At 73.2% G+C, this 26484-nt stretch carries 27 protein-coding genes; all 27 read right to left on the bottom strand.

Translation table 11 applies throughout. The features are described 5' to 3' along the window. Nucleotides 1-17: 17 nt before the first annotated feature. Nucleotides 18-1223, bottom strand: a complete 1206-nt coding sequence (gene dprA / locus ASD16_RS20330; RefSeq protein WP_055922257.1) for a DNA-processing protein DprA — start codon at nt 1221-1223, stop codon at nt 18-20. Then, a complete protein-coding gene (locus tag ASD16_RS20335) occupies nt 1220-2743 on the bottom strand; it encodes a YifB family Mg chelatase-like AAA ATPase (protein ID WP_055922261.1) in 1524 nt (507 codons plus the stop codon). The genes dprA and ASD16_RS20335 overlap by 4 nt, the downstream gene beginning before the upstream one ends. Beyond that, entirely contained in the window at nt 2744-3100 is a 357-nt protein-coding gene (locus ASD16_RS20340; protein ID WP_055922264.1) for a YraN family protein, read from the bottom strand. A gap of 248 nt (nt 3101-3348) precedes the next feature. After that, on the bottom strand, nt 3349-3672 hold the full coding sequence (locus ASD16_RS20345; protein ID WP_055922267.1) for a DUF2469 domain-containing protein: 324 nt from the start codon (nt 3670-3672) through the stop codon (nt 3349-3351). 58 nt (nt 3673-3730) lie between these two features. Continuing rightward, on the bottom strand, nt 3731-4510 hold the full coding sequence (locus ASD16_RS20350) for a ribonuclease HII (RefSeq protein WP_055922270.1): 780 nt from the start codon (nt 4508-4510) through the stop codon (nt 3731-3733). Beyond that, complete coding sequence (gene lepB / locus ASD16_RS20355; RefSeq protein ID WP_235523466.1) at nt 4507-5352, bottom strand: signal peptidase I; 846 nt, start codon at nt 5350-5352, stop codon at nt 4507-4509. Before lepB ends, ASD16_RS20350 begins: the two co-directional genes overlap by 4 nt. 197 nt (nt 5353-5549) lie before the next feature. After that, entirely contained in the window at nt 5550-5918 is a 369-nt protein-coding gene (gene rplS, locus ASD16_RS20360) for a 50S ribosomal protein L19 (RefSeq protein WP_055922273.1), read from the bottom strand. Nucleotides 5919-6144: 226 nt separating this feature from the next. Next, nucleotides 6145-6915, bottom strand: a complete 771-nt coding sequence (trmD, locus tag ASD16_RS20365) for a tRNA (guanosine(37)-N1)-methyltransferase TrmD (protein ID WP_055922275.1) — start codon at nt 6913-6915, stop codon at nt 6145-6147. 2 nt (nt 6916-6917) lie between these two features. Continuing rightward, nucleotides 6918-7466: a ribosome maturation factor RimM gene (gene rimM, locus ASD16_RS20370; protein WP_055922278.1), complete on the bottom strand. Its 549-nt coding sequence runs from the start codon at nt 7464-7466 to the stop codon at nt 6918-6920. Nucleotides 7467-7542: 76 nt separating this feature from the next. After that, nucleotides 7543-7782 carry an RNA-binding protein gene (locus tag ASD16_RS20375; protein WP_055922281.1) on the bottom strand — a complete coding sequence of 80 codons (240 nt, stop codon included), beginning with the start codon at nt 7780-7782 and terminating at the stop codon, nt 7543-7545. After that, the gene (gene rpsP / locus ASD16_RS20380; RefSeq protein ID WP_055922285.1) at nt 7782-8207 is read right to left on the bottom strand and encodes a 30S ribosomal protein S16; all 426 of its coding nucleotides are present in this window, start codon (nt 8205-8207) and stop codon (nt 7782-7784) included. Before rpsP ends, ASD16_RS20375 begins: the two co-directional genes overlap by 1 nt. Before the next feature lie 174 nt (nt 8208-8381). Beyond that, nucleotides 8382-9485 carry an amidohydrolase family protein gene (locus ASD16_RS20385; protein WP_055922288.1) on the bottom strand — a complete coding sequence of 368 codons (1104 nt, stop codon included), beginning with the start codon at nt 9483-9485 and terminating at the stop codon, nt 8382-8384. A gap of 6 nt (nt 9486-9491) precedes the next feature. Beyond that, nucleotides 9492-11084: a signal recognition particle protein gene (ffh, locus tag ASD16_RS20390; RefSeq protein WP_055922291.1), complete on the bottom strand. Its 1593-nt coding sequence runs from the start codon at nt 11082-11084 to the stop codon at nt 9492-9494. Between the two features lie 24 nt (nt 11085-11108). After that, nucleotides 11109-12905, bottom strand: a complete 1797-nt coding sequence (locus ASD16_RS20395; protein ID WP_055922294.1) for a [protein-PII] uridylyltransferase — start codon at nt 12903-12905, stop codon at nt 11109-11111. 22 nt (nt 12906-12927) lie between these two features. Continuing rightward, nucleotides 12928-13269 carry a P-II family nitrogen regulator gene (locus ASD16_RS20400; RefSeq protein ID WP_055922297.1) on the bottom strand — a complete coding sequence of 114 codons (342 nt, stop codon included), beginning with the start codon at nt 13267-13269 and terminating at the stop codon, nt 12928-12930. Then, nucleotides 13269-14576: an ammonium transporter gene (locus ASD16_RS20405; RefSeq protein WP_055922300.1), complete on the bottom strand. Its 1308-nt coding sequence runs from the start codon at nt 14574-14576 to the stop codon at nt 13269-13271. Before ASD16_RS20405 ends, ASD16_RS20400 begins: the two co-directional genes overlap by 1 nt. Before the next feature lie 214 nt (nt 14577-14790). Next, a complete protein-coding gene (ftsY, locus tag ASD16_RS20410; protein ID WP_055922303.1) occupies nt 14791-15972 on the bottom strand; it encodes a signal recognition particle-docking protein FtsY in 1182 nt (393 codons plus the stop codon). Nucleotides 15973-16032: 60 nt separating this feature from the next. Beyond that, a complete protein-coding gene (locus tag ASD16_RS20415) occupies nt 16033-16362 on the bottom strand; it encodes a hypothetical protein (protein ID WP_055922306.1) in 330 nt (109 codons plus the stop codon). Between the two features lie 99 nt (nt 16363-16461). Then, the gene (gene smc, locus ASD16_RS20420) at nt 16462-20028 is read right to left on the bottom strand and encodes a chromosome segregation protein SMC (RefSeq protein ID WP_055922309.1); all 3567 of its coding nucleotides are present in this window, start codon (nt 20026-20028) and stop codon (nt 16462-16464) included. A gap of 62 nt (nt 20029-20090) precedes the next feature. Beyond that, nucleotides 20091-20648, bottom strand: coding sequence for a HEAT repeat domain-containing protein (locus tag ASD16_RS20425; protein WP_055922312.1), 558 nt, complete (start codon nt 20646-20648; stop codon nt 20091-20093). Between the two features lie 4 nt (nt 20649-20652). Then, nucleotides 20653-21087, bottom strand: coding sequence for a nucleoside-diphosphate kinase (ndk, locus tag ASD16_RS20430; protein WP_055922315.1), 435 nt, complete (start codon nt 21085-21087; stop codon nt 20653-20655). Between the two features lie 20 nt (nt 21088-21107). Next, nucleotides 21108-21512 (bottom strand): DUF4233 domain-containing protein, encoded by a 405-nt coding sequence (locus ASD16_RS20435; RefSeq protein ID WP_055922318.1) that lies wholly within the window; start codon nt 21510-21512, stop codon nt 21108-21110. 9 nt (nt 21513-21521) lie between these two features. Further along, a complete protein-coding gene (locus ASD16_RS20440) occupies nt 21522-23222 on the bottom strand; it encodes an MDR family MFS transporter (protein WP_055922321.1) in 1701 nt (566 codons plus the stop codon). A gap of 52 nt (nt 23223-23274) precedes the next feature. Then, nucleotides 23275-23886: a TetR/AcrR family transcriptional regulator gene (locus tag ASD16_RS20445; protein WP_235523467.1), complete on the bottom strand. Its 612-nt coding sequence runs from the start codon at nt 23884-23886 to the stop codon at nt 23275-23277. 71 nt (nt 23887-23957) lie between these two features. Further along, on the bottom strand, nt 23958-24665 hold the full coding sequence (dhaM, locus tag ASD16_RS20450; RefSeq protein ID WP_055922327.1) for a dihydroxyacetone kinase phosphoryl donor subunit DhaM: 708 nt from the start codon (nt 24663-24665) through the stop codon (nt 23958-23960). After that, on the bottom strand, nt 24662-25294 hold the full coding sequence (gene dhaL / locus ASD16_RS20455; protein WP_055922552.1) for a dihydroxyacetone kinase subunit DhaL: 633 nt from the start codon (nt 25292-25294) through the stop codon (nt 24662-24664). Before dhaL ends, dhaM begins: the two co-directional genes overlap by 4 nt. Before the next feature lie 53 nt (nt 25295-25347). Further along, nucleotides 25348-26337 carry a dihydroxyacetone kinase subunit DhaK gene (gene dhaK / locus ASD16_RS20460; protein WP_055922554.1) on the bottom strand — a complete coding sequence of 330 codons (990 nt, stop codon included), beginning with the start codon at nt 26335-26337 and terminating at the stop codon, nt 25348-25350. Nucleotides 26338-26484 lie beyond the last annotated feature (147 nt).

The raw sequence follows: 26484 nt of genomic DNA on the forward strand, positions 1-26484 counted from the left end.
TGGACAGCGGCGCGCCGTCATGGTGTGGCGAACCCCACCGCGACCCACCCCGCGTCTCGCCGGACCGCCCACCCGCCGAGCTCCAGAAGACCCACCGCCCCTCGCGCCTCGGCGACCGTGACGCCGGCGAGGCTCGCCACCCGGTCGAGCTCGAAGGGCACCCGACGCGAGAGGGCATCGAGGACGCGAGCCGACACGGGATCGAGCGCGTCCTGACGTCGGGCCGAGCGATCGTCGGCTGAGCGGTCGGCCGCCGCGCCGGCCAGGAGGGTCGCGCCGGTGACCCCGGCGAGCTCCCGCACCTCGGCCGCGTCCGTGACGCACACCGCGACCCCCTCCCGCAGCAACCGGTGGCAGCCGGCGGAGGCCATCGACGTGACCGGCCCCGGCACGGCGCCGACGGGCCGCAGCAGCCGCGCCGCGTGGTGCGCGGTGCTCATCGCACCGGAACGCCACGCCGCTTCGACCACGACCGTGGCCCGCCCGGCCGCGGCGATCAGCCGGTTCCGCTGCAGGAACCGGCTCTTGGTCGGCAGGCTGCCCGGTGGCACCTCGGACACGAGCGCTCCCCCGGAACCCACCACCGCGTCGAGCAGGCGTGCGTTCCCGGCCGGATACGCCCGGTCGACACCACCCGCGAGGACGACGACGGTTCGCCCGCCGCGGGCGACTGCTCCGCGGTGGGCCGCCGCATCGATGCCGTACGCACCGCCCGAGACCACGCACACGCCGTCCGCGGAGAGTCCGTCGGCGAGGTCGAACGCGATCCGTTCTCCGTAGGTCGTCGCCGCACGCGACCCGACGACGGCCGCCGACAGCGCGAGCGTGGCACCCAGGTCGGGTTCGCCGCGCACCCACACGCTGAACGGGGCCTCGACCCCGAGGTCATCGAACGCCGACGGCCACCGAGGGTCTCCCGGCACCAGCAGAGCTCCGCCCAGCCGGTCGAGCTGCGCGAGGTCCCGACGGGGGTCGCAGCCAGGCAGGCGGACGGCCCACCGGGCGAGGGCCTTGACCACCCGTCTGCGGTCGGCGCCGGAGAGCGGGCCGGTCCGGTCCTCGAGCCGAGCCAGGTCGGGACGGTCCCGGACGGCCGCGTGCACCCACTCGAGCGCCTCCACCGCGCCGAGCAGTCCCACGAGCGTCCCGGCCACGGTGTCCCCGGGCTCCACCAAGGCGCTCCACGTCGCGCGGGCGAGCACCTCCGCGCCGTCGCCGCTCATGCGCCCGCCCCCCGCGTCCGCAGCAGGAGGGCGTGTCCCACGTCGGCGCGCCCGGGTGCCGCCCGACCCGCCAGGTCCGCCACGGTCCACGCGACGCGCAGCACCCGGTCCACGCCGCGCAGGCTCAGCGTGCCGCGATCGACCGCGCGGTCCAGGTCCGCGACCAGGCTGCGGTCCGGACCCAGCCGCTCCCGCAGCCAGCTGCCCGGGACGTCGCCGTTGGTGCGCCACGGCGTCCCCGCCAGCCGCTGTGCCTGTGCGGTGCGCGCGTCGAGCACCCGTGCGGCGACGACCGCCGAGGACTCACCGGCCTCCGCACCCGCCCGGGCAGGGGTGAGCTCGACCTGCAGGTCCACCCGGTCCAGCAGCGGACCCGACAGCTTGCCGAAGTACCGGCGGCGCTGCTCGCTGCGGCAGGTGCACGCCAGGCCCTTGCCGACCGCCTGCCCGCACGGGCACGGGTTGGCCGCCAGGACGAGCTGGAACCGGGCCGGGTAGCGGGCTGTGCCGGCGGCGCGGTGCAGCACCAGCTCGCCGTGCTCCAACGGCTGCCGCAACGTCTGCAGCACGGCGGTCGAGAACTCCGGCGCCTCGTCGAGGAACAGCACGCCACGGTGCGCCCGTGAGGCTGCCCCGGGGCGCGGGACGCCCGATCCCCCGCCCACGACGCTCGCGGGGGTCGCCGTGTGGTGCGGATCCTCGAAGGGTGGCCGGCGCAGCAGCCCGTCCCCGGGGTCGAACGCGCCGGCCACCGAGTGCACCGCGGTGACCTCGACGGCGTCGGCCTCCGACAGGTCCGGCAGCAGCCCGGGCAGCCGGGCCGCGAGCATCGTCTTGCCCGTCCCCGGCGGGCCGACCATCAGCAGGTGGTGCCCACCCGCGGCAGCGACCTCGACGCACGCCCGCGCATCGTCCTGACCGACCACGTCCGCGAGGTCCAGCGCCGAGCTGCCCAGGCGCCGTGGCACGGCCTCCGGGGACACGGGCGAGACCTCCGGGACGTCGACGGTCGCGCCGTAGGCCGCGGCGACCTCGGCCAGGCTCGTCGCGCCGACCACCCGTGCACCGGGCACCAGCCGAGCCTCTGCCGCGTTGGCCTCGGCGACGACGACCCGGCACCACCCCGCGGCGACGGCGGCCGCGACCGCGGGCAGGACGCCGCGTACCGGCCGGAGCCGGCCGTCGAGCCCGAGCTCGCCGAGGTGGACTACCCCGCGCGGCGCGACCGGGTCGATGGCCTCGGCCCCCGCCAGCGTCGCGACGGCGATCGCCAGGTCGAACCCTGAGCCGGACTTCGGCAGCGTGGCGGGCGAGAGGTTGACGGTGATCCGACGGTTGGGCCACGCGAGTCCCGACGACGTCACGGCTGCACGCACGCGGTCACGTGACTCGGCCAACGAGGCGTCGGGCAGCCCCACGAGGGTGAACGCGGGCAGCGACGGCGCGAGGTGCGCCTCGACCTCGACGACGTGCCCGGTCAGCCCGACGAGCGCGACCCCCAGCGTCCGCCCGAGGACCACCTAGACCACCCCGACGAGGTGGTCGACCTGCGCCGCACCCCTCGGGGGCAGCAGCACCGCGATCACGTCGACGCGCACCGACCTCGGGTGCACGTCGTGCGCGGCGAGCCACTGCGCCGCGAGCCGTCGCACCCGGGCGAGCTTGCGGGCGGTCACCGCCTCGGCGGGATGCCCATAGGCGATCGACCGCCGCGTCTTGACCTCGACGACGACGAGCTCGTGGCCGTCCATCGCCACGAGGTCGAGCTCACCGTCCCGCGTCCGCCAGTTCCGGTCCAGCACGTCCCATCCGCGGTCTCGGACATGGGCTTCCGCCACATCCTCCCCGTACCGCCCCACTGCGTCCTTCGCGCGCACCGGACCACCTCCGTGCAGGACGCTGCCAGCGTGGGGCGCCGAGAGGGACGACCGAGCACCACGTCGTGGAGGCGGCCACGCCCGGCCGGGCTGTGGGCGGCTCGGCACGAACCAGGTCGTGCCGAGGCTGGGACGACGACATTGTGAGGCGAGCGCGCAAGGAGTCGCCCCGGGCGCGTGCCAGGCGCTGACGTCAGGCGTACGTCAGGTCGACGGGCAGCCCCGTGCGGGCCGACCTCCGGCGGGCGTCAGCGGGCGAAGCCTGCGCTGCCACCCAGGTCGAGCTCGGCCTTCGCCAGCTCCTCGACGTTCACGTCCTTGAAGGTGACGACCCGCACGGACTTCACGAACCGTGCCGAGCGGTACACGTCCCACACCCACGCGTCGGCGAGCGTCAGCTCGAAGTAGACCTCGCCGGCTGCCGAGCGGACCTGCAGGTCCACCTGGTTGGCGAGGTAGAACCGCCGCTCGGTCTCCACGACGTAGGAGAAGAGCCCCACGACGTCGCGGTACTCGCGGTACAGCGCGAGCTCCATGTCGGTCTCGTAGTTCTCCAGGTCCTCCGCGCTCACCGGGACATCATCCCCCATGCGTGCAGCCCGGGCCGCGCGACGCCACGAGAGCGAACGGTCAGACCGCCCCGTCGAGCTCGGTGAGGGGCCCGAGCAGCGCCTCGTCCTCCTCGTCGACCAGCAATCCCTCGCCGGTCGTCCCCGGCAGCCGCCACGAGCGGCGGTGCAGCACGCTCGGACCCAGCTCGCGCAGCGCCGCCATGTGCTCGGGCGACGCGTACCCCTTGTTCTCGTCCCAGCGGTACTCGGGGTGCTGCGCGGCGAGGTCGACCATCATCGCGTCCCGCTCGCACTTGGCGAGCACGCTCGCGGCCGCGACGGAGGCGCACGTCCGGTCTGCTTTCACCCGCAGGTGGACGCGCGGTGCGGGTGCGGTCGCGTCGTCGTCGAGCGTGAAGAGGTCGGCCTGCGCCGGGCGGCTGAGCCAGTCGTGCGACCCGTCCAGGAGCACGACGTCGACCGGTCCGACGGTCGCCGCGACGGAGGCCAGGGCACGTGTCCCCGCCAGCCGCAGAGCCGCGATGATGCCGACCTCGTCGATCTCCGCGGCGCTCGCGTGCCCGACGGCACGGGCGAGCCCCCAACGACCGAGAGCCGGCAGCAGGCGGGTGCGCGCCGCGGGAGCGAGCAGCTTGGAGTCCGCGACACCCTTCGGCGCGGACCTGGTCGTCACGTCCACGACAACGACCCCGACGCTGACCGGGCCGGCGAGCGAGCCGCGACCCACCTCGTCCATCCCGGCCAGGAGACGCGCGCCGTCCCGCAGGAGCACGCGCTCGTGGCGCAGGTGCGGTGCGACGCGCGGTGCGGTCGCCCTCGGTGCGGCGAGCAGGGTCACGGCTGGTCGGGCACGTCCGCGAACGTGCTGGTCGGGTTGCGCAGGAGTCCCATGCGCTCGATGGGCCACACCGTCACGAAGGCCATGCCGACGACGTTGTCGATCGGCACCGACCCCCCGCCGGCGTTGCCCTGGTTGTAGCGCGAGTCCGACGAGTGGGACCGGTTGTCTCCCATGACCCAGATGCTGTTCTCCGGGACGGTGACGTCGAACGCGATGTCGCTGGGCTGCACGCCCGCCGCGAGGTACGGCTCGTCGAGCGGCTCTCCGTTGACCACCACGGGCCCACCTGCCACCGCGGAGACGTGGTCGCCGGGCAGGCCGATGAGGCGCTTGACCAGGTGCTCGTTGGCGTCGGCCGGGTACAGGCCGATGAAGGTCAGGGCGGAGTTGACGGCCCCCCGGATAGGTCCCGGGTCCGGAGCGGTGTCGGACGGCAGCCAGCCACCGGGGTCCTTGAAGACGACGATGTCCCCCCGACGCAGGTCGAACGGGCCGGGGGTGAGCTTGCTGACCAGGATCCGGTCGTGCTCGATGAGCGTGTCGTGCATGGACTGGCTCGGGATGAAGAACGCCTGCACGAGGAACGTCTTGACCAGCAGGGACAGCACGATCGCGCTGACGAGGATGATCACCGTCTCGCGCAGCAGCGACCCCGCGCCGCTCGGCCGGCGGGCGGCGGCGTGCCTGCGGTTGGCCGAGTGGTGCGTGGACTGTCCGTCGTCGGGAACGGTCACGTCCGGCATCCGGGGACCGTCACCGGCACCGTCGGGCGACTCCCGGACCGGCCACGACGTGGGTGACGACCCTTCGTCGAGGTCGCGGGGAGGTCGGTCGATCACCCGCACACTCTCGCACGCGCCAGGCCCGGACGCGCACACGACCAGCCCCCGAGATCGCGCGTCGTGACCCGGTCATCCACGACGTGACCCGTCGACGGCACCGCCGCGCCCGTGACCAGCACCGGGGCGCGCCAGCAACGCCGACGGGCGGCCACCGTGACCGGTGGCCGCCCGTCGGGACAGCTGTGCGAGGAAGGTCAGGCCTTCTTCGCGGCGGGGGTGAAGTCGCGCTTCTCCTTGATCTTGGCCTTCTTGCCACGGAGCTTGCGCAGGTAGTACAGCTTCGCGCGGCGCACGTCACCGCGCGTCACGACCTCGATCGACTCCAGGCTCGGGGAGTGCACGGGGAACGTGCGCTCGACGCCGACCTGGAAGCTGACCTTGCGGACGGTGAACGTCTCGCGGACGCCGTCACCCTGGCGACCGATGACGACACCCTGGAACGCCTGGATGCGGGAGCGGTTGCCCTCGACGACCTTGACGTTGACCTTGAGCGTGTCTCCGGCGCGGAACTCCGGGATGTCGGACCGCAGCGAGGCTGCGTCGACCTGGTCCAGCGTGTGCATGTGATGTCACTTCCCCGCCCTGCCACAGGTCAGGAACGTCGTCGAGGGCGTCACGGCTGCCCTGTGCAGGGCAGGACCGGCGTCCTTGGTCTGATGGTCCGGTGCGTCCGGGTCGAAGAGCCCGGGTGGTCGTGATCGTCTCCCCTGTGGCAGAGACGCAACCTGCGCGCACCAACGGGCAAGTCTGCCACACCGGCCGGGCCGGCGGTAAATCGCGTGCTGGATCTCACGCTCGCGCGAGGCGTCCGTCCGTCGGCTGCCAGCCGAGCGTCGCCAGGAGAGCAAGGTCGTGCTTGTCCAGCTCGTCGACGGGCAGCGCTTCGATCAGGTCCGGCCGACGGGCAGCCGTCCGCTCGATCGCGGTGTCCCGGCGCCACCGGGCGATCCGCGCGTGGTGCCCGGACAGGAGCACCTCCGGAACCTCCAGGCCGGCCCACGCGGGCGGCTTGGTGTAGACGGGGTACTCCAGCAGCCCGGCCGCGCCGTGGGACTCCTCGACCAGCGACTCCGGGTTGCCGACGACTCCGGGCAGCAGGCGCGCGACCGCCTCGACGACGACGAGCGCGGCCACCTCCCCGCCGTTGAGCACGTAGTCGCCGAGCGAGAACTCGGTGACGCGTCCCCGCGATCGGTAGTGCTCGGCCACCCGGGCGTCGATCCCCTCGTAGCGACCGCACGCCAGCACGAGACGGCTCTCGCCGGCCAGCACCTCCGCGGTGCGCTGCGTGAACGGCTCCCCCGACGGCGTCGGCACCAGCAGGTGGGCGTCGTCGTCGAGCAGCTCGTCGAGCGCGGCTCCCCACACGTCGGGGCGCATCACCATCCCGGCCCCGCCGCCGAAGGGGGTGTCGTCGACGGTCCGGTGCCGGTCCGTGGTCCAGTCGCGCAGGTCGTGCACGCGCAGGTCGAGCAGGCCGCTCGTGCGCGCCTTGCCGACGAGCGACAGGTCCAGCGGGGCGAGGTACTCGGGGAAGATCGAGACGACGTCGATGCGCACGGTCAGTCGTCGTCTCCCACGGTCTCCTCCGAGACCACGAGGTTCGCGGCGTCGGACGCGAGGAGCCCCCCAGGCGGGTCGAGGACCACGCGGCCGCCGGCGACGTCGACCACGGGGACGATCACCCTCACGAACGGGATCAGGGTGCGCGCCCCGTCGGGCTCGCGCAGGACCAGCATGTCGTGCGCCGGCAGGTGCTCGAGGCCGACGATCTCACCGAGCACCCGACCGTCCACGTGCTCGGCGCGCAACCCCGCCAGCTCGTGCGGGTACCAGGCGTCCTCCTCGTCCGACTCGTCCTCGTCCACCACGAGCTCGGTGCCACGCATGGCCTCGGCCATGGTGCGGTCCGTGATCTCCGCGAACGTCACGTACCAGCGGTCCTGCTGGGTGCGGGTGCTCACCACGGTCAGGGGTCCGCGCGCCGCGGGCTCGGTGGCGAGCACCGCACCGACGCCGAACCGGTCCTCGGGGGTGTCGGTGCGCAGGTCGAGGGCGACCTCACCGCGCAGGCCGTGGGCACGGCCGATCCGCGCGACGGTCAGCTGCATGGAGGTTCCTCACGTTGGGGGCGGTCATGGCGAAGGCCCGGTCCCCAGGTTAGGGGACCGGGCCTTGCGCGATGGTTCAGCGCCGGTCGACGTCCACGACGTCGACGCGAACCGCACCGTCCGTCGAGAGCGCACCGACGACGGTGCGCAGCGCGCGAGCCGTCCGACCGCCACGGCCGATCACACGGCCGAGGTCGTCGGGGTGCACGCGCACCTCGAGCAGGTCGCCACGGCGCAGCGTCGACGCGTTCACGCGGACGTCGTCCGGGTGGTCGACGATGCCACGCACCAGGTGCTCGAGAGCGTCGGCGAGCATCAGGCCTGCTCGTCCTCGGCGGGAGCCTCGGCGGCGGCGGCCTTCTGCGAGGCAGCCTTCTCGGACGCCTTGGCCTTGGCCTTCTCGGCGTCGAGAGCGACGGCGTCGATGGCGGCCTTCGGGTCGACCTTGTCGGCCTTGGTGCGCAGCGTGCCCTCCTGGCCGGGAAGGTTCTTGAACTTCTGCCAGTCACCGGTGATCTTGAGGAGCACGGCGACCTGCTCGGTCGGCTGCGCGCCGACGCCGAGCCAGTACTGCGCACGCTCGGAGTTGACCTCGATGAACGAGGGCTCCTCGGTGGGGTGGTACTTGCCGATCTCCTCGATCACGCGGCCGTCGCGCTTGGTGCGCGAGTCGGCGACGACGATGCGGTAGTACGGAGCGCGGATCTTGCCGAGACGCTTGAGGCGGATCTTGGTGGCCACGGTGTGGTCTTCTCCTGATGTCTGCTGTGGGTGACCTCTCCGCGCATTGCCCGTGGGGTGGGCGCGCCGGGAAGGTCGGGGACACGACGAACGCAGGTAGAGGGGCTGCAGACGCCGGGTACAGCCGACCATTGTGCCAGACGAGGACGGCCCTTCCCAACCACGTGCGGAAGGTCACCGACCGCCGAGCACGGCCTCTCCTCGCAGCACCACGGCGCGGGGCGCGGCGAGCACCGCGACGTCCTGGCGCGGGTCGGCGTCGTAGACGACGAGATCGGCCGACGCACCCTCGTCGAGGCCGTCGGCGCCGAGCCACGCGCGGGTGCGCCAGCTGGCGGACGCCACGACGTCGCGGGGCGGGATGCCGGCGCGGACCAGCTCCGCGGCCTCGTCGGCGATCCTGCCGTGCGCGAGCGTGCCGCCCGCGTCGGTGCCGACGAGGACGGGTACACCGGCGTCGTGCAGGTCGCGAACGAGCTCGTACCGGTGGGCGTGGAGGGCGCGCATGCGAGCGCCGAAGATCGGGTACCGGACGGCCTGGGCGGCGATCGCCTCGAACTGCCCGATCTGCAGCAGGGTCGCCGTCACCGGGATCCCCGCGGCGGCGATCCGGTCGATCTGGTCCGGCGTCGCGCCGGTGGCGTGCTCGAGGCAGTCGACGCCGGCGTCCAGGAGCGCGTCGAGGGACTCCGTCGCGAAGGTGTGGGCGGTGACCCGCGCGCCCGTCTCGTGCGCTGCGGCCACGGCGTCGGCCAGCACGTCCGCGGGCCACAGCGGGCGCAGGTCGCCCTCGGCACCGAGGTCACGGTCGATCCAGTCCGCGACGAGCTTGACCCAGCCGTCCCCGCGTCGCGCTTCCTCGCGCACGGCCGTGGGCAGGTCGTCGACGGACTCGAGCTCACGCCCGTAGTGCCGGAGGTACCGCTTGGGACGCGCGAGGTGCCGTCCGGCGCGGATCAGGCGCGGCAGGTCGTCGCGGTCGTGCACCCACCCCGTGTCCGCCGGGGATCCGGCGTCCCGGACGAGCAGCACGCCCGAGTCGCGGTCGGCGAGGGCCTGCTTCTCGGCGGTGCCGTCGTCGACGGGCCCGTCGGAGGCCAGCCCGATGTGGCAGTGCACGTCGACCAGGCCCGGCAGGACCCAGCCCTCGAGCACGGTGTCCTGCACGTCCCGCGCGGACGACGGACGCTCGAACGTGATCCGGCCGCCGACGACCCACGCCTCGCCGACCTCCCGCTCGTCGTCGAGGACGACGGTGCCGCGCAGGTGCAGGACCACGAGGGCTCAGCGTCCGCCGAGGAAGCGGTCCAGCCCTGCGGGAAGCTCGATCTCGGCCGGCTGCGTGGGTTCGGCCTTCGGCGCGATCCCGAACGCCGAGCCCTGCGGCGCGGCCGGCTTGCTCGTGATGCCGCGCTCCTGCTCGGCACGCTTCGCCGGGTTGCCCGACCTGCCCTTGACCTTGCGCACCGGCGCCGCGGTCCGCCCCCGCGACTTCTTGCCGCCCATGCCGGGCAGGTTGCCCATGCCCGGAGGCATGCCGGGCACGCCGCCGCCCTTGGCCATCTGCTTCATCATCTTCTGCGCGCCGTCGAAGCGCTCCAGGAGCTGGTTGACGTCGCTCGGCCTGGTGCCCGACCCCGCGGCGATGCGTGAGCGGCGCGAGCCGTTGATGATCTTCGGTGTGCGGCGCTCGGCCGGGGTCATCGAGCGGATGATCGCCTCGATGCGGTCCACCTCGCGCTCGTCGAAGTTGTCGAGCGCCTCCCGCATCTGCCCCATGCCGGGCAGCATGCCCATCATCTTCTTCAGCGGTCCCGCGTTGCGCAGCTGCTGCATCTGCGTCAGGAAGTCCTCGAGCGTGAGGTCCTGCCCGGACGCCAGCTTGTCGACCATCTCCTCGGCCTGGCCGGCGTCGAACGCCTTCTCGGCCTGCTCGATGAGCGTGAGGATGTCGCCCATGTCGAGGATCCGCGACGCCATGCGGTCGGGGTGGAACACCTCGAACTCGGTGAGCTTCTCACCGGTGGACGCGTACATGATCGGCTTGCCGGTCACGCTCGCGACCGACAGGGCCGCACCACCGCGGGCGTCGCCGTCGAGCTTGGACAGCACCACGCCGGTGAAGCCGACGCCGTCCGCGAACGCCTGAGCGGTGGTGACCGCGTCCTGGCCGATCATCGCGTCGATGACGAAGAGGATCTCGTCGGGGTCGAGCGCGTCGCGGATGTCGGACGCCTGCTGCATCAGCTCGGCGTCGACCCCGAGGCGGCCGGCCGTGTCGACGATCAGGACGTCGTGCAGCTTCGTCTTGGCCGTCGCCAGACCCTCGCGTGCGACGGCGACGGGGTCCGCACCGAACGGCAGGACGTCCTCGCTGCCCTGGTTGCCGGGGTGCGGGGCGAACACGGGCACGCCCGCGCGCTCCCCCACCACCTGGAGCTGCGTGACGGCGTTCGGACGCTGGAGGTCCGCCGCGACGAGCAGCGGCGTGTGGCCCTGACCCTTGAGGTGCAGCGCGAGCTTGCCGGCGAGCGTCGTCTTGCCCGCACCCTGCAGACCCGCGAGCAGGATCACCGTCGGCGGGTTCTTGGCGAGGTTCAGCGTGCGCGTCTGGCCACCGAGGATGGCGACGAGCTCCTCGTTGACGATCTTCACGACCTGCTGCGCCGGGTTCAGTGCGCCCGACACCTCGACGGACAGCGCGCGCTCGCGCACCGCACCGGTGAACGACCGGACGACCGGGACGGCGACGTCGGCGTCCAGCAGCGCCCGGCGGATCTCGCGCACGGTGGCGTCGATGTCCGCCTCGGACAGCCGCCCCTTGGTGCGCAGGTTCTTGAAGGTCGACGTCAGTCGGTCGGACAGGGTGGCGAACACCTGCGGGTCCTCACGCTTCGGGTTTCACGGACGTCCTAGCGTACCTGCCAGCTCCCGGGTGGCCCGTGCCGTCAGGTCGTCGACGAGCGTGGCGCGCCACGTGCTCCAGGCTTGCGGGCCTGCTGCGCCGGCGTCGGCCTCGGTCAGGGCCCGGAGCAGCTCGAGCAGGTCCGGGCGGTGGTCGACGGCGTCGAGCAGCCGCGCGAGCGTCGCAGGGTCGTCAGGGTCGGCCGTCGTGGCCAGCTCGGCGAGCGTCAGGTGCTCCCGCACGAGCCGGACGACGTCCGCCGCGACCTGCTCGTCGAACCCCATCCGCAGCACGATCGGCCCGGCCAGCCGGGCACCCTCGGTCGAGTGGTCGCCGGCGCCCGCGCGCTTGCCGATGTCGTGCAGGAGGGCCGCCAGCAGCAGCGTCTCCCCGTGCTCGACGACGCGCTTGTCCCGTCCGGCCCGCGCGACGGTCTCGACCAGGTGACGGTCGACGGTGTGCCGGTGGATCGCCGAGCGCTGCGGCCGGTTGCGCACGCCCGCCCACTCGGGGATCCAGGTGGTGACCACACCGGCCAGGTCGAGGGCCTCCCAGATGGGCACCTGCGCCGGACCGGAGCCGAGCAGCTGGAGCAGGTAGCCGCGCGCGGCCCGGGGCCACGGCGTCGGCAGCGGCGGTGTGGCCGTCAGGCTGGCGACCGTGACCGGCGAGAGGCTCAGCCCGGTCCGGGCGGCCGTCGCCGCGGCGCGCAGCGACAGCAAGGGGTCCTCGGCCGGGCGCGCCTCGACCGCGAGCACGATCTCGCCGTCGTGCTCGACGAGGTCCTCGGCGATGGTCCGCAGCCGCGGGGCGGTGCGCCGGCCGCGCACGAGCATCGACTTCACCGCCGGCCGCTGCAGGGCCTGGCGCGCGTTCCGGACGGTGGTGTCGAGCGCGTAGGAGATGACGCGCGCGGCCTCGGCGATGCTCGCGAGCAGGTCGTCGCGGTCGTCGAAGCCGACGAGGGCCGCGACCTCGTCCTGGTCCGCGAGCAGCAGCCGGTTGGTGTGCCGGCGCGTCACCACCTGGACCGTGTCGCGCACGTCGAGGAGGTGGGCGTACGCCATGTCGACGGCGCCGTGCGGACGGTCGGTGAGCCAGGTGGCGGCGAGCGCGCTCAGTACGACCGCGTCGCGGATGCCCCCGCGCGACTCCTTGAGCTCCGGCTCGATGAGGTAGGCCAGCTCGCCGTGGCGCTCGGCGCGCTGACGGGTGGAGGCCAGCAGCTCGGGCAGGCGTCGCCGCGCGGCCGACCGCCAGTCCTCCAGCAGCGCGGACTTGGCGCGCGCGATGACGACGGCGTCCCCCGAGACCGGCTGCAGGTCGAGGAGCCCGACCGCCGCCGGGAGGTCCTTGGACGCGACCTGGCGGCACTGCGCGAGCGACCGGACCGAGTGGTCCAGGTCGAGGCCCGCGTCCCAGATGGGGTACCAGAGCTTCTGCGCGAGTGCCGAGAGCTCCTCGGTCGAGTGGCCACGGCCCTCGTGCACGAGCAGCAGGTCGAGGTCGCTGACGGGGCTCGCGTCGCCGCGCCCGACGCTGCCGACGGCCCCGAGCGCGATGCCCGAGACATCCTCGCCGTCGGTCGCCAGCTCCCACTGCTCCCGGAGCCGACCCACGACGAGCTCGACGATCGCGGCCCGCCGGGCGACGCCGTCCGAGCCGGGGCCCGTCAGGCCGGCGGCGAGCTCGAGCCGCTCAGAGCGGAGGTCCCGCACCCCGATCGCGGGGTGCGGGACCTCGGGCGACCCGTTCGCGGCCGCGCCCCCCGCGGGCGGCCGTTCCTGTGTCATGTGTGTCTGGTGACCGTCCTGATCAGAGGGCGTCGTCGCCGTGCTCGCCGGTGCGGACGCGAGCGACGTCCTCGACCGGCACGACCCAGACCTTGCCGTCACCGATCTTGCCGGTCTGCGCAGCGCGCACGATGACCTCGGTCACGCTGGCCGCGTCCTCGTCGCTCACGAGCACGTCGATCTTGACCTTGGGGACCAGGTCGACCGTGTACTCCGCGCCGCGGTAGACCTCGGTGTGACCGCGCTGGCGGCCGTAGCCGCTGGCCTCGCTCACGGTCAGGCCACGGACACCCGCGGCCTCGAGGGCCGACTTGACGTCGTCCAGCCGGTGCGGCTGGATGACCGCCGTCACGAGCTTCGTCATCACTTCACCTCCGTCACGACGCGGGCGCCGACGCCCAGCGTCTCGTATGCGGTCTCAGCGTGGACAGCCAGGTCGATACCGCCGACCTCGGCCTCGTCGGACACCCGCAGACCGATGGTGGCCTTGAGGATGAGCGCGATGACGTACGTCGCCGTGAAGCTGAACAGGACCGCGGCGAGCGCCACGATCGTCTGCGTGGCCAGCTGAGTGAGGCCCCCACCGTAGAACAGACCGTTCTGGGCCCCGTCCGGGTACCAGGCGCTGTTCGAGTCGGTGGCGAAGAAGCCGATGAGGATCGTGCCGACGAGGCCACCGACGAGGTGGACGCCGACGACGTCGAGCGAGTCGTCGTAGCCGAACCGGAACTTCAGCCCGACGGCGAGGGCGCAGAGCACACCCGCCACGATGCCGATCCCGATCGCACCCCAGGTGTCGACCGCCGCGGCGGCCGGCGTGATGGCGACGAGGCCCGCGACGATGCCGGAGGCGGCACCGAGGGACGTGGCGTGACCGTCACGCACCTTCTCCGTGGCGAGCCAGGCGAGCATCGCGATGCCCGTGGCGAGCAGCGTGTTGAGCCACGCGCGTCCGGCCGTGCTGTCCGCGGCGAACTCCGAGCCCGCGTTGAAGCCGAACCAGCCGAACCACAGGAGCGCGGCACCGAGCATGACGAACGGCAGGTTGTGCGGCCGCATGGCCTCCTTGCCGAAGCCCCGGCGCTTGCCGAGCACGAGCGCCAGCACGAGGCCGGCGGTACCGGCGTTGATGTGGACGACCGTTCCACCGGCGAAGTCGATGGGGGTCGACAACCCTTCGGTGAGACCGGTCGCGCTGAGCAGACCGCCGCCCCACACCCAGTGCGCGAGCGGCAGGTAGACGACGGTGACCCAGACGCCCGTGAAGACGAGCCAGGCACCGAACTTCATGCGGTCGGCCACGGCACCGGAGATGAGCGCGACCGTGATGATCGCGAACGTCGCCTGGTAGCCGGCGGCCGCGAGGAACGGCACGCCCGAGGCGGCCATCAGGCTCTGGTCGTCGGTGGCGCCCTGCAGGCCGAAGAACTCGAACGGGTTGCCGAGCCACCCGCCGCCGAGGTCTCCACCGAAGACCGCCGAGTACCCGTACAGCACCCAGATGAGCCCGGCGACGCCGATCGCACCGAAGCTCATCATCATCATGTTGAGCACGCTCTTGCCGCGCACCATGCCGCCGTAGAAGAACGCCAGCCCCGGCGTCATCAGCAGCACGAGCGACGCGGCGGTGAGCATAAACGCCGTGTTCCCGCTGTCCAGCTCGAATTCCATCGAGATCGCCTCTCCACTCGCCAGCCGGGGGTGGCTGGTCCGGGGATCACAGTCGACGAGCGGCGTTTCCGTCAGGGGCGAAGCACGTTACGTCGGTGTGACAAGCCTCACCCGCACGTAAACGTTCGGTTTCGTGGTGAGCGGACGTCCAGGTCGCGGCACGGCACTCGGGCCCTGGTTCCGACGGTCGGGCGGGCCCGCGCTCCGCTGCGGCTCACCCCTCCAGGAGGGCGTCGACGAAGGCCTCCGGGTCGAACGGGGCCAGGTCGTCCGGGCCCTCGCCGAGGCCGACGAGCTTGACCGGGACGCCCAGCTCGCGCTGCACGGCGACCACGATCCCGCCCTTCGCGGTGCCGTCGAGCTTGGTCAGCACGATGCCCGTGACGCCGGCCACCTCGCTGAACACGCGCGCCTGGTTCAGGCCGTTCTGGCCCGTGGTCGCGTCGAGGACCAGGAGCACCTCGGACAGGGGCGCCTCGCGCGTGATGACACGCGTGATCTTGCCCAGCTCGTCCATCAGGCCGGCCTTGTTCTGCAGGCGCCCGGCGGTGTCGACGAGCACGACGTCGATGCCCTCGGCGCGGCCCGTGCGGACGGCGTCGAACGCGACCGCGGCGGGGTCGGCGCCGTCACGGTCCGAGCGGACCGTGTGGACGCCGACGCGCGAGCCCCAGGTCTGGAGCTGGTCGGCGGCGGCCGCGCGAAACGTGTCCGCAGCACCCAGGACGACGGTGCGGCCGTCGGCCACGAGGACGCGGGCGAGCTTGCCGACGGTCGTCGTCTTGCCCGTCCCGTTCACCCCGACGACCAGCACGACCGCAGGGACCTGCGACCCGTCGGCGGCCGTGCCGTGCGCCGTGTGCAGGCTCCGGTCCAGGGTCGGGTCGACGAGCGCGACCAGCTGCTCGCGCAGGAGCGCGCGGACGTGGGCCGGGTCCTTGAGACCTTCGACCCGGACACGCGTGCGCAGGGCGTCGATGAGCTCCCCGGTCGGGCCCGCACCGACGTCGGCGAGCAGGAGCGTCTCCTCGAGCTCGTCCCAGTCGTCCTCGGTGAGGTGGTCCTTGGACAGCACGGCGAGCAGCCGCGCGCCCAGCGGCGAACCGGACTTCGAGAGCCGGTCGCGCAACCGGGAGAGCCGGCCGGCGACCGGGGCGGGCACCTCGAGGACCGGCGGAGACTCGGCCTCCTCGGGGAGGACCTCCACCGGTGGCGCGGCCACGTCGGTGGCCGTGTCGGCCTCGGGTGCCGGCGCGCGCACCGGCTCGTCGAGGGCGGTGGGGGCCTCGTCCGTGTCGGGGCCGCGGCGCCGGCGGACGAGCAGCGTCGTCACCGCGACGACGATGGCCAGCGGGATGCCGGCCGCCAGGAGGATCTCGAGCGTCTCGTTGGTCACCGGGACAGTGTGTCTGGCGCCGGGCTCAGGACGCGAACCGGCGCATCAGGAACCGAGACGTCAACGATCCCGATGACCGGGCAGGACGCCCGTCGCCTTCTCCTTGGCCCGCTGGAGGGTCGCCGCCAGGTCGTCCACCTGGAGGTACGCCTCGCCCTCGTCGACGGTCTCCCGCAGGAACTGGGCGAGCGACAGGTCGACGGGCTCGACGGCGGCCGCAGCGGCCGCGGCCCGCTGGTCGGCATCAGGGTTCTTGCGGCCGGCCCACCCGCTGCGGAACGTGGCGAGCGGCGACTCCCGCTTGTCCTTCGCCGACGAGAACATGCTGGCGGCGACCAGGACGGCTGCGGCGACGAGGACGGCAAGGAGGATCGCGACGAGGACAGCCATGGGACCAGTGTCCGCGCCCGTCGGCGGTCAGTCATCGATCCACGCACGGGGAGTGCCAAACGGCACACAATCTCCACAGGCCGACCGGGAGGGACCAGGTCAGACCGCGACATCCTCCCGCATGCGCTGGCTGATGACGGTGGTGACGCCGTCGCCGCGCATCGTCACGCCGTACAGGGCGTCGGCGATCTCCATGGTGCGCTTCTGGTGGGTGACGACGATGAGCTGGGAGTCCTCCTGGAGCTCGCGGAAGATCTCGAGCAGCCGGCCGAGGTTGGCGTCGTCGAGGGCGGCCTCGACCTCGTCCATCACGTAGAACGGGCTGGGTCGCGCCTTGAAGATGGCCACGAGCAGCGCGACCGCGGTCAGCGACCGCTCGCCGCCCGACAGCAGGGACAGCCGCTTGACCTTCTTGCCGGCCGGCCGCGCCTCGACGTCGATCCCGGTGGTGAGCATGTTGTCGGGGTCGGTGAGGACGAGCCTGCCCTCGCCGCCGGGGAACAGCCGCGGGAACACGACGTCGAATGCCGCGGCCGTGTCGCGGTAGGCCTCGGCGAACACCTGCTCGACCCGCTCGTCGATCTCCTTGACGATCTCCAGGAGGTCCGCGCGGGACTTCTTCAGGTCCGCGAGCTGCTCGACCAGGAACTGGTGGCGCTCCTCCAGGGCGGCGAACTCCTCGAGCGCGAGCGGGTTGACGCGACCGAGCAGGGACAGCGCCCGTTCCGCTGCCCGCAGGCGCTTCTCCTGCTGCTCCCGCACGTAGGGGACCGCGGTCGGTGCCTCCGGGTCCACCTCGGCACCGGGCAGCGGGATGACGGGAACGTCCTGGTGGGGTCCGTACTCCTCGAGCAGGACGGCAGGGTCGAGGCCGAGGTCGTCGACCGCGCGGGCCTGGAGCGCCTCGATCCGGAGGCGCTGCTGGGTGCGGGCGACCTCGTCGCGGTGGGCGACGTCGGTGAGCTGGGCCAGCTCTGCGGCGCGGACGTCCACCTCGGCGCGCGCGGCGGTGACCTCGCGGTCCCGTTCGCCGCGGGCCATCTCGGCGGCGTCGCGCTCGGCCGACGCGCGGCGCAGCGACTCGTCGAGCACGACCAGCGCGCGGGTGGCGCCGTCGCGCACGGCCTGGGCCACCGTGGCCTGGCGCGACCGGGCTCGCTCGCGCTCGGCGGCCCGTTCGCGGGCGACCCGCTCGGTCTGGGCAGCGCGTTCGAGGGACTCGGCGCGCCCGGACAACGCCCGCGCGCGCTCCTCACCGGTGCGCAGGGTCAGCCGCGCCTCGGTCTCCCGCGCACGCGCGCCGGTGGCCAGCTCGGCCAGCCGGTCGCGGCGGGCGCTGCCCTCCACGATCGCGGCCTCGCTCTCGGCGGGCTCCACCTCGGCTGCGGCGAGGCGCTCGGCCAGCTCCGTGAGCTCCGCGGTGTCGGCCTCCAGCGTTCGCGACGCGGCCTCCAGCGACTGCTGCAGCCGCGCGGCCTCGGCGTTCGCGGCGCGGGCTGCGGAGCCGAGGTGGCCCAGCTGCTCGGCCACGGCGGCGAGCGCGGCGTCGGACTCGTTGAGCCGGTCGAGGGTCCGCTCGTGCGCCTCGCGCGCGTCGGTCAGGGCCTGCGTGGCACCCGCGAGCTCGAACCGGACGCGTTCGCCGTCCGCCGCTGCCTTCGCGGCGCCGGAGCGCGCCTGGTCGAGCGCCGACTGCAGGTGCAGGGCGCTCGGCGCCGTCGCGGAGCCGCCCGACGCGCGGTGCCGGGACAGCACGTCACCGGTGCGCGTGGCCACGACGAGGTCAGGACGGGTGGCGACGATCGCGCGGGCCGCCGCCAGGTCGTCCACGACGACGACGTCCGCGAGCAGTGCCTCGACGGCCGCACGGACGTGCTCGGGTGCGCGGACGAGATCGACCGCGCGGGCGGCGCCGGCGGGGACGTCGGTCAGGGGCTTGGACACCTCTGACGAGCCGCTGACCAGCAGCGTCGCGCGGCCGGCGTCCTCGGTGCGCAGGTAGCGGATCGCGTCGACGGCCGCGTCGACGGAGTCGACCGCCACGGCGTCGGCCACGGCTCCCAGCGCGGCGACGATCGCCTCCTCGTTCTCCGGGTCCACGGCGAGCAGCGCCGCCACCGACCCGACGAGGCCGGGCTGGCCGTCCGCGGCGAGCAGCGCCCCGACGCCGTCCTTGCGCGTGAGGCTGAGCTCGAGGGTCTCGGCGCGGGAGTCCAGGGCGGCACGCTCGCGCTCAGCGGCGCCCAGCTGCTCCTGCAGGGCGGTGAGCCGCTCGGTCGCGCGCTCGAGGGCCTCGACGGCGGCCTCGTGCTCGGCGTCCAGCCCTTCCTCGCCCTCCTCGACGCCCGCGACCTGCGACTCGAGCACGGCGAACTGCGTCGTCGCCTCCTGGCCGCGCTGCTCGGCGGCGGTCAGCGACTCGCGCAGGCGCCCGAGCTCGGCCTGCGTCGCCTCGACACGGCTGCGGCGGGCGGCGACCTGGCCCGCGAGCCGGGCGACGCCTTCCCGGCGGTCGGCGGCGCCACGCAGGGCGGTGGCGACCTCCTTCTCCGCGGCGGTCGCCTCGGCCTCAGCCTCCTGGCGCGCCGTCACGGCCGCCTCCAGGGCGGCGCGGGACAGCTCGACCTCGCTGGCCAGCTCGGCCTCCGCGGAGCGCACACGCTCGGCCTGGGCCGCCAGGTCGTCGGGGTCCGATCCGCCGGTGCGCTCCGGGCCGGCGCTGCCGAGCAGGCGGACCCGGTCGGCGGCCAGCGACGCGGTGCCGCGCAGCCGCTCACGCAGGGACGAGAGCCGGTACCAGACCTCGCTGGCCTCGCTCAGGGCCGGTGCGGCTTCCGCGGCCTCACGTTCGAGCGAGGCCAGGCGGGCGCGGGTCGCCGCCAGGGCGCCCTCGACCTCCTCGCGACGGACGCGCAGCGCGCTCTCGTCGGCGATCTCCTGTTCGAGCGTGGACGTCAGCTGTGCGAGGTCGTCGGCCAGCAGCCGGGCGCGGGAGTCGCGCAGGTCGGCCTGGACGACGGCGGCCTTGCGGGCGACCTCCGCCTGCCGGCCGAGCGGGCCGAGCTGGCGCCGGATCTCCCCCGTCAGGTCACCGAGCCGCGTCAGGTTGGCCTGCATGGCCTCGAGCTTGCGGAGCGCCTTCTCCTTGCGCTTGCGGTGCTTGAGGACGCCCGCGGCCTCCTCGATGAACCCGCGGCGCTCCTCGGGCGTCGCCCGCAGCACCGCGTCGAGCTGGCCCTGCCCGACGATGATGTGCATCTCGCGGCCCAGGCCGGAGTCGGAGAGCAGGTCCTGGATGTCGAGCAGCCGGCAGCCCTGCCCGTTGATGGCGTACTCGGACCCGCCGTTGCGGAACAGCGTCCGGGAGATCGTGACCTCGGAGTACTCGATCGGCAGGGCGCCGTCGGCGTTGTCGATGGTGAGCGCCACCTCTGCGCGGCCCAGCGGCGGGCGGCCGGCGGTGCCGGCGAAGATGACGTCCTCCATCTTGCCGCCGCGCAGCGACTTGGCGCCCTGCTCCCCCATCACCCAGGCCAGGGCGTCGACGACGTTGGACTTGCCCGAGCCGTTGGGCCCGACCACGCAGGTGACGCCCGGCTCGAAGTTCAGGGTCGTCGCCGAGGCGAACGACTTGAACCCCCGCAGGGTGAGGGTCTTGAGGTGCACCCACGAAGCGTAAGGCGCGCGTGACGCACCCCCGGGGACGTCCACCCGCTCGGCGGTGCGGCTCAGCGCTCCCCGGCGGCGGGGTCGGGCAGGTCCAGACGCGCAGCGAGGTGCCGTCGTGACGCGTCACGGGCCCGGCGGACGGACGCGTCGGGCTCGCCGGCCGTCGCGAGGGCCTCCAGGTCGTCGTGCTCGCCGACGACGGCCAGCGCACGTGCAGCGGCGGTGCGCACCCGAGGCACGTCGTCGTCGAGCAGCCCGCGCAGGGCGCCTGCGGCCTCCCCCAGCTCGTGCACCCGGGTCAGGGCGGCAGCCGTCTCCCGGACCCGCCAGGCCGGGTCGGCCAGCGCGGCGACGACGGCCCCGTGCACGCCGGGACCGTCGTGCCAGGCGTAGCGCAGCGCGCGGGCCGCCCACACCCGCGGCCAGTAGTCGGGCTTGCCCGGAGACCGCTCGTAGCCGGCGACCAGCGCCGCGGCGCCCGGGCCACCGATGCGGTCGAGCGACGGTCTGTCCTCGACCGGCTGACCCGAGAGCAGCCCCACGCACCAGGTGACGACCGCGTCCGTGCCGAGGTCGGCACAGGCGTCGGCGACCCAGTCCGCGGGGCGCCCGGTCATCGGCTCAGAGTGCGGGGAACCAGAGGGCGATCTCCCGGGCGGCCGACTCCTCGGAGTCCGACCCGTGCACGAGGTTCTGGATGACCTTCAGGCCCCAGTCGCGGCCGAGGTCCCCGCGGATGGTGCCCGGTGCGGCGACGGTGGGGTCGGTGGCGCCCGCCAGCGAGCGGAAGCCCTCGATGGCCCGGTGGCCCTCGGCGACGACCGCCAGGACGGGGCCGGAGCGCATGAACTCGATCAGCGGCGTGACGAACGGCTTGCCGGCGTGCTCGGCGTAGTGCTCGGCGAGCAGGGCCTCGGACGCCTCGCGGAGCTCGACCGCGACGAGCGTGTAGCCCTTGGCCTCGATGCGCCGGACGATCTCGCCCGACAGTCCGCGGCGGACGCCGTCCGGCTTGACCAGGACGAGGGTGCGCTGCGTGGTGGGTGCGTCAGTCATGGCGTCACCCTAACGGGGACTCATGGGCCGACGGCTCCGGGGTTCGCGGCGTCGTACTCGGCCCGCTCGCGGTCGATCCGGCCCCCGAGGCGCAGGGCGACGATCCACAGGACGACGAAGATCCCGCCGACGACGAACATCATCGGGACGAAGAACCCGACCGCCAGCACGAGCACCTGCACGACCGTCCCGGCCACGTAGCCGCCGGGACGGGTCATGAGCCCCGAGAGCACGATCAGGGTCACCGACAGCGTGCCGCCCACCCACCAGATCGCAGCCGGCTCGGCGAGGCGCAGGCCGTACGCCACGAGCGTCGCGAAGAACACCAGGACGGCCTCGAGGACGAGGATCGTCTGGGTGAACTGGGGCTTCGCGGGGCGCTTGCGGCGTACGGCCTGGCCGCCGTCCGGGACGGTGGAGCTCATGGACGAAGGTTACCGGCGGGCGCCGGCGTCGACGTCCTCGTGCGCGCTGTCGCGCTGCGTCGGAAGCTCCCCGGCCGAGAGGTCGTCGACGACGATCGCCCCGTCCACGGTCTCCGAGGCGATCCCGGAACCGTCGGCCGCGAGGGCCTCGCCGCGGGCGACCATGCCGGCCACGTCGGACAGCTTGACCTCGCGCAGGAACAGGGCGAGGACGAAGCCGACGGCGATCACCGGCACGAGGTACCAGAACGACGGTGCGAGCGCGTTGGTGAACGCGTCGATGACGCCGGTCTTCAGCGGCTCGGGCAGGGCCTGGACCGCGGCAGGCGTGAGGCTGGAGGCCTCGCCGCCCGAACCCGCAGGCGCCCCGGCGAAGACGCCGGCCAGGTTCTCGGCCAGCTTGGTGGTGAACATGGTGCTGAACAGCGCCGTGCCGACCGCCGCACCGATCTCGCGGAAGAAGTTGTTCGTGCTGGTGGCCGTCCCGATCTCGTGCGGGTCGACCGAGTTCTGCACGGCCAGCACGATCGTCTGCATCACGAGGCCCATGCCGGCTCCGAGCACGAAGATCATGGCGCCGAAGAGCCACATCGACATGTCGCCGGTGATCTGCGTGAGCCACGCGACGCCGGCCGTGGTGATGGCGAGACCGACCACCGGGAAGATCTTGTAGCGCCCCGTCTTGGTGATGGCGATACCCGAGCCGATCGCGGTGATCATGACACCGACCATCATCGGGAGCAGGAGGAAACCGGACTCGGTGACGCCCGCGCCGGTCGACATCTGCAGGAACGTCGGCAGGAACGCCAGGGCGGCGAACATGCCCATGCCGAGGATGAGGCCGATCGCCGTGGCGATGGTGAACGTCGGGTTCTTGAAGAGGCGCAGCGGCAGCAGCGGCTCCTCGGCGCGCAGCTCGACCATGATGAACGCCGCGATCGAGACGACCGTGCCGATCACGAGGGCGAGCAGGGCCGGGTCGGACCAGTCGTAGCCGCTCTTGCCGGTCCAGCTGCTCCAGCTGGTGGCCAGCACGAGACCGGACGTCGCGACGACCATGAAGAAGATGCCGGCGACGTCGATCTTCTTGCCGGAGCGGTGCGTCGGGAGCTTGAGCGTGAACCACGCGATGCCGAAGGCCGCCAGGCCGATGGGGATGTTCAGCCAGAAGCACCAGCGCCAGTCGGCGTGCTGCGTGAAGAACCCACCCAGGAGTGGGCCGATGACGGCCGAGATGCCGAACAGCGCACCCATCGGGCCCATGTACTTGCCGCGGTCCTTGGCGGGCACGATGTCCGCGATGATCGCCTGCGACAGGATCATCAGACCGCCGCCGCCGAGGCCCTGCACGCCGCGCCAGAACACGAGCTCGCCGAACGACTGCGCGAACCCGGCACCGGCCGAGGCGACCGTGAACAGGCCGATGGCGATGAGGAACGGCCAGCGCCGGCCGAAGAGGTCACCGAACTTGCCGTACAGGGGCATGACGATCGCGATCGCCAGGATGTAGGCGGTCACCACCCAGCCCTGGTGCTCGACCCCGTTGAGCTCGCCGACGATGGTGGGCATCGCGGTGCCGACGATCGACTGGTCGAGCGAGGACATGAACATGCCCGCCATGAGCGCACCGAAGATGAGCCAGACGGTCTTGGGGGTCAGGTGGATCAGCGGCTTGTCGACCGCTGGTGCCTGAGGTGTTGCGGTGGCCATGCGGGAGAACCTCGTTCTGGGGGTGGGGACGGGGGCGGCGTGGTTCGGGGGGTCAGTCGGTGAGGATGGAGCGCAGGTCGGTGACGACGGCGGTGATGTGCTCGTCCGCGCTGCCGGTCCCGCCGGCGGCGTCCCAGCGCAGGAACGTCGCGTGGGTCAGGAAGAGCAGCGTCGCGCCGACGATCTCGGAGGAGTACGGAGCGTTCTCCCCCAGACGCCGCTCGACGAGAGCGGAGAGCTGGCCCTTGTGCTGCTCCATCCACGCGAGGTGGCGGGCGAGCAGGCGCGGCTCCTGGGCGGCGAGCTCGAAGGCCCGCGCGAGGCGTTGCCGGCCCATGGGCGGGTCGCTGAGGAACGCGCTCACGAGTGCCTGGAGGTCGGCGAGCAGGTGACCGGTGGGGCCGCCCGTCGCGAACTCCTCCGTGGCGGCCGAGTCGAGCGGCCACGGGGTGTGGCCGAGCACGGCGTCGTCCTTCGACTCGAAGTAGTTGAAGAACGTCCGGGCCGAGACTCCCGCTTCCTCGCAGATGGCCTCGACCGTGACGGCGTCGAGCCCGTGCTCGGCGACGAGACGGTGGGTCGCGTCGATCAGCGCCTCGCGCCGGGCACGCTTCTTGCGCTCACGCAGCCCGAGGGCGGGCGCGTCGACCAGAGACTTCTGCACGAGGTGCAACTTTACACACACTGCAATTTTGCACTGGACGCACGTTCATGTGCAGTTGATCACAGCAACGATCAGACCTCGCCGAAACCGCCCTCGACGGCCGCGACGAGCGCGTCCCGGGCCTGCGCCGCCTGCGGTCCCTCGGTCTCGATCTGCAGCTCGACGCCCTGCTTGGCGCCCAGTTTCATCAGCTCCAGCACGCTCGCCGCGTTCGCCCCGTTGACCCGGACCTTCGCGTCGTACGCCGCCAGCATCCGAGCGACGACCGCGGCCGGGCGGGCATGCAGACCCAGCGGGTTGCGCAGCACCGCCACCGCCCGGAGCACCCCGTCGTCGCGCGCTCCGTCGGCCTGCGCGGGCGACCCGGCCGCGTCGCCGAACGTCGAGCCGGCGTGCACCGCGGACGCGAGGACCGTCGCCAGATCGGCGCCACCGTGCGCCGTCACGGCCGCCGCGACCGCACCCTCGACGAAGGGGGCGTCCGCGAGGCGCACGCGTGCCGCGACGTCCTCGTCCAGCAGCTCCAGCACCGACTCGGTGGTCAGGACCGCCGAGCCGAGGTCTGTGAGGACGATCGCGGAACGGCCGTCCTGCGTCGCCTCGACGAGGGCCTGCTCGACCGTCTCGTAGCTGGTGCCGAGGCCACCGTCGCCCATCCCGCCGGCGGCGATCAGCAGCACCCCCGGGGCCATCTGGCCGGCCAGCTCGACCGCACCCTCCGCGAGCGCGCGCGAGTGGGACACCAGGACGAGCGCGACCGGGGCGAGCTCGCGCGTCACGCGGCCGCCTGCGCAGCCGCCCGCAGGATCAGCTCGGTCGAGCGCGCGCCGGGGTCGAGGTGCCCGGCGGACCGCTCCCCGAGGTAGCTGGCACGGCCCTTCGTCGCGACGAGCGGGATCGTCGCCTCGGCGCCCTCGTGCGCGGCGTCGGCCGCGGCCGCGAGCACCTCCGCCGGCGACGCTCCCCCGTCGGCAGCGGTCACGGCGGCCTCGGTGGCGGGCGTCCAGGCATCCACCATCGTCTTCTCGCCGGTGGTGGCCTTGCCGCGGGCGACGATCCCCTCGAGCGCCGCCTCGAGCAGGGCGACGACCCCGTGGCTGTCGAGCTGCGCGACACCCGTGGCCTTCGCGGCGCGCAGGTAGGCGGTGCCGTACAGGGGGCCCGCGGCACCGCCGACGGTCGACATCAGCGTCGTCGCGACGAGCTTGAGGACCTCGCCGATGTCCGCCGGCTCGGCGGGGAGCGCATCGAGCTTGGCGATGACCGCCGAGAAGCCGCGGAACAGGTTCTCGCCGTGGTCTCCGTCGCCGATCTGCCGGTCCAGCTCGATGAGCTCCTGCCGGTGCTCGGTGACGGTCTGCGCCGACAGGCGCACCCAGTCGATCGCCCACGCGACGTCCAGCGTCATGCCCACGCTCCCTCGACCTGTCGGATCCCCTGTTCCGGCCGCGTCCCTCGCCGTCACCACCGCAGAGCGGTCGTGTGCACAGGGGCGTCCCAGAGCGCGGTCAGCTCATCGTCCAGACGGAGGACCGTGACCGACGCGCCCTGCATCTCCAGCGATGTCACGTAGTTGCCGACGAGCGAGCGGGTCACCTCGACCCCTCGCTCCTCCAGCAACGCGCGGGCCCGACGATAGACCACGTAGAGCTCCGACGCGGGCGTGCCGCCCATGCCGTTGACGAACAGCAGCACCTTCTCCCCACCGGTCAGTCCCAGGTCGTCCGCCACCGGCGTGAGCAGCATCTCGGTGATCTCGTCGGCGCCCGCCAGCGGGATCCGCCGACGGCCCGGTTCGCCGTGGATGCCGATGCCGATCTCGATCTCGTCGTCGGGCAGGTCGAAGCTCGGCTTGCCCGCGTGCGGGACCGTGCAGGCGGTGAGCGCGACGCCCATCGACCGGACGTTCGCGATGACCTTCTCGGCGACCGCCGCGACGGCGTCGAGGTCGTCCCCCCGCTCCGCGGCCGCTCCGGCGATCTTCTCGACGGCGACGGTGCCGGCCACCCCGCGGCGACCCGCGGTGTAGAGCGAGTCCTCGACGGCGACGTCGTCGTTGACCACGACGGTCCGCACGTTCACGTCGTCGGCCACCTCGGCGGCCATCTCGAAGTTCAGCACGTCACCCGTGTAGTTCTTGACGATCGCCAGCACGCCGGCGCCCGCATCGGCCGCCTGGAGCGCCGGGGCGATCTGGTCCGGGGTGGGCGACGTGAACATCGCGCCCGGGACGGCGGCGTCGAGCATGCCGACGCCCACGAACCCCCCGTGCAGCGGCTCGTGCCCGCTGCCGCCGCCGCTGACGAGGCCGACCTTGCCGGCCGTCGCCCCACCGGCGCGCGTGACGAACCAGGGGTCGCTATGGATGGCTACCACGTCCGGGTGGGCTGCCCCGAACCCCTCGAGCGACTCGGCCACGACGGTCTGCGGGTCGTTGATGAGCTTCTTCACAGCGGCCATCCCTTCCACCGGGCACCCACGGCGGGCCCCGCACGTCCGTCGCGACCTCGACGTCCCGACAGGTCTCACCATGTTGTCGCTGTGGGGGGTCGTCAAGGGGAGGACGTGCGCCGTCGGTGCACGTTCGTGCAGATGCCT

This window comes from Cellulomonas sp. Root485 (assembly GCF_001426705.1).
Classification (GTDB): domain Bacteria; phylum Actinomycetota; class Actinomycetes; order Actinomycetales; family Cellulomonadaceae; genus Cellulomonas.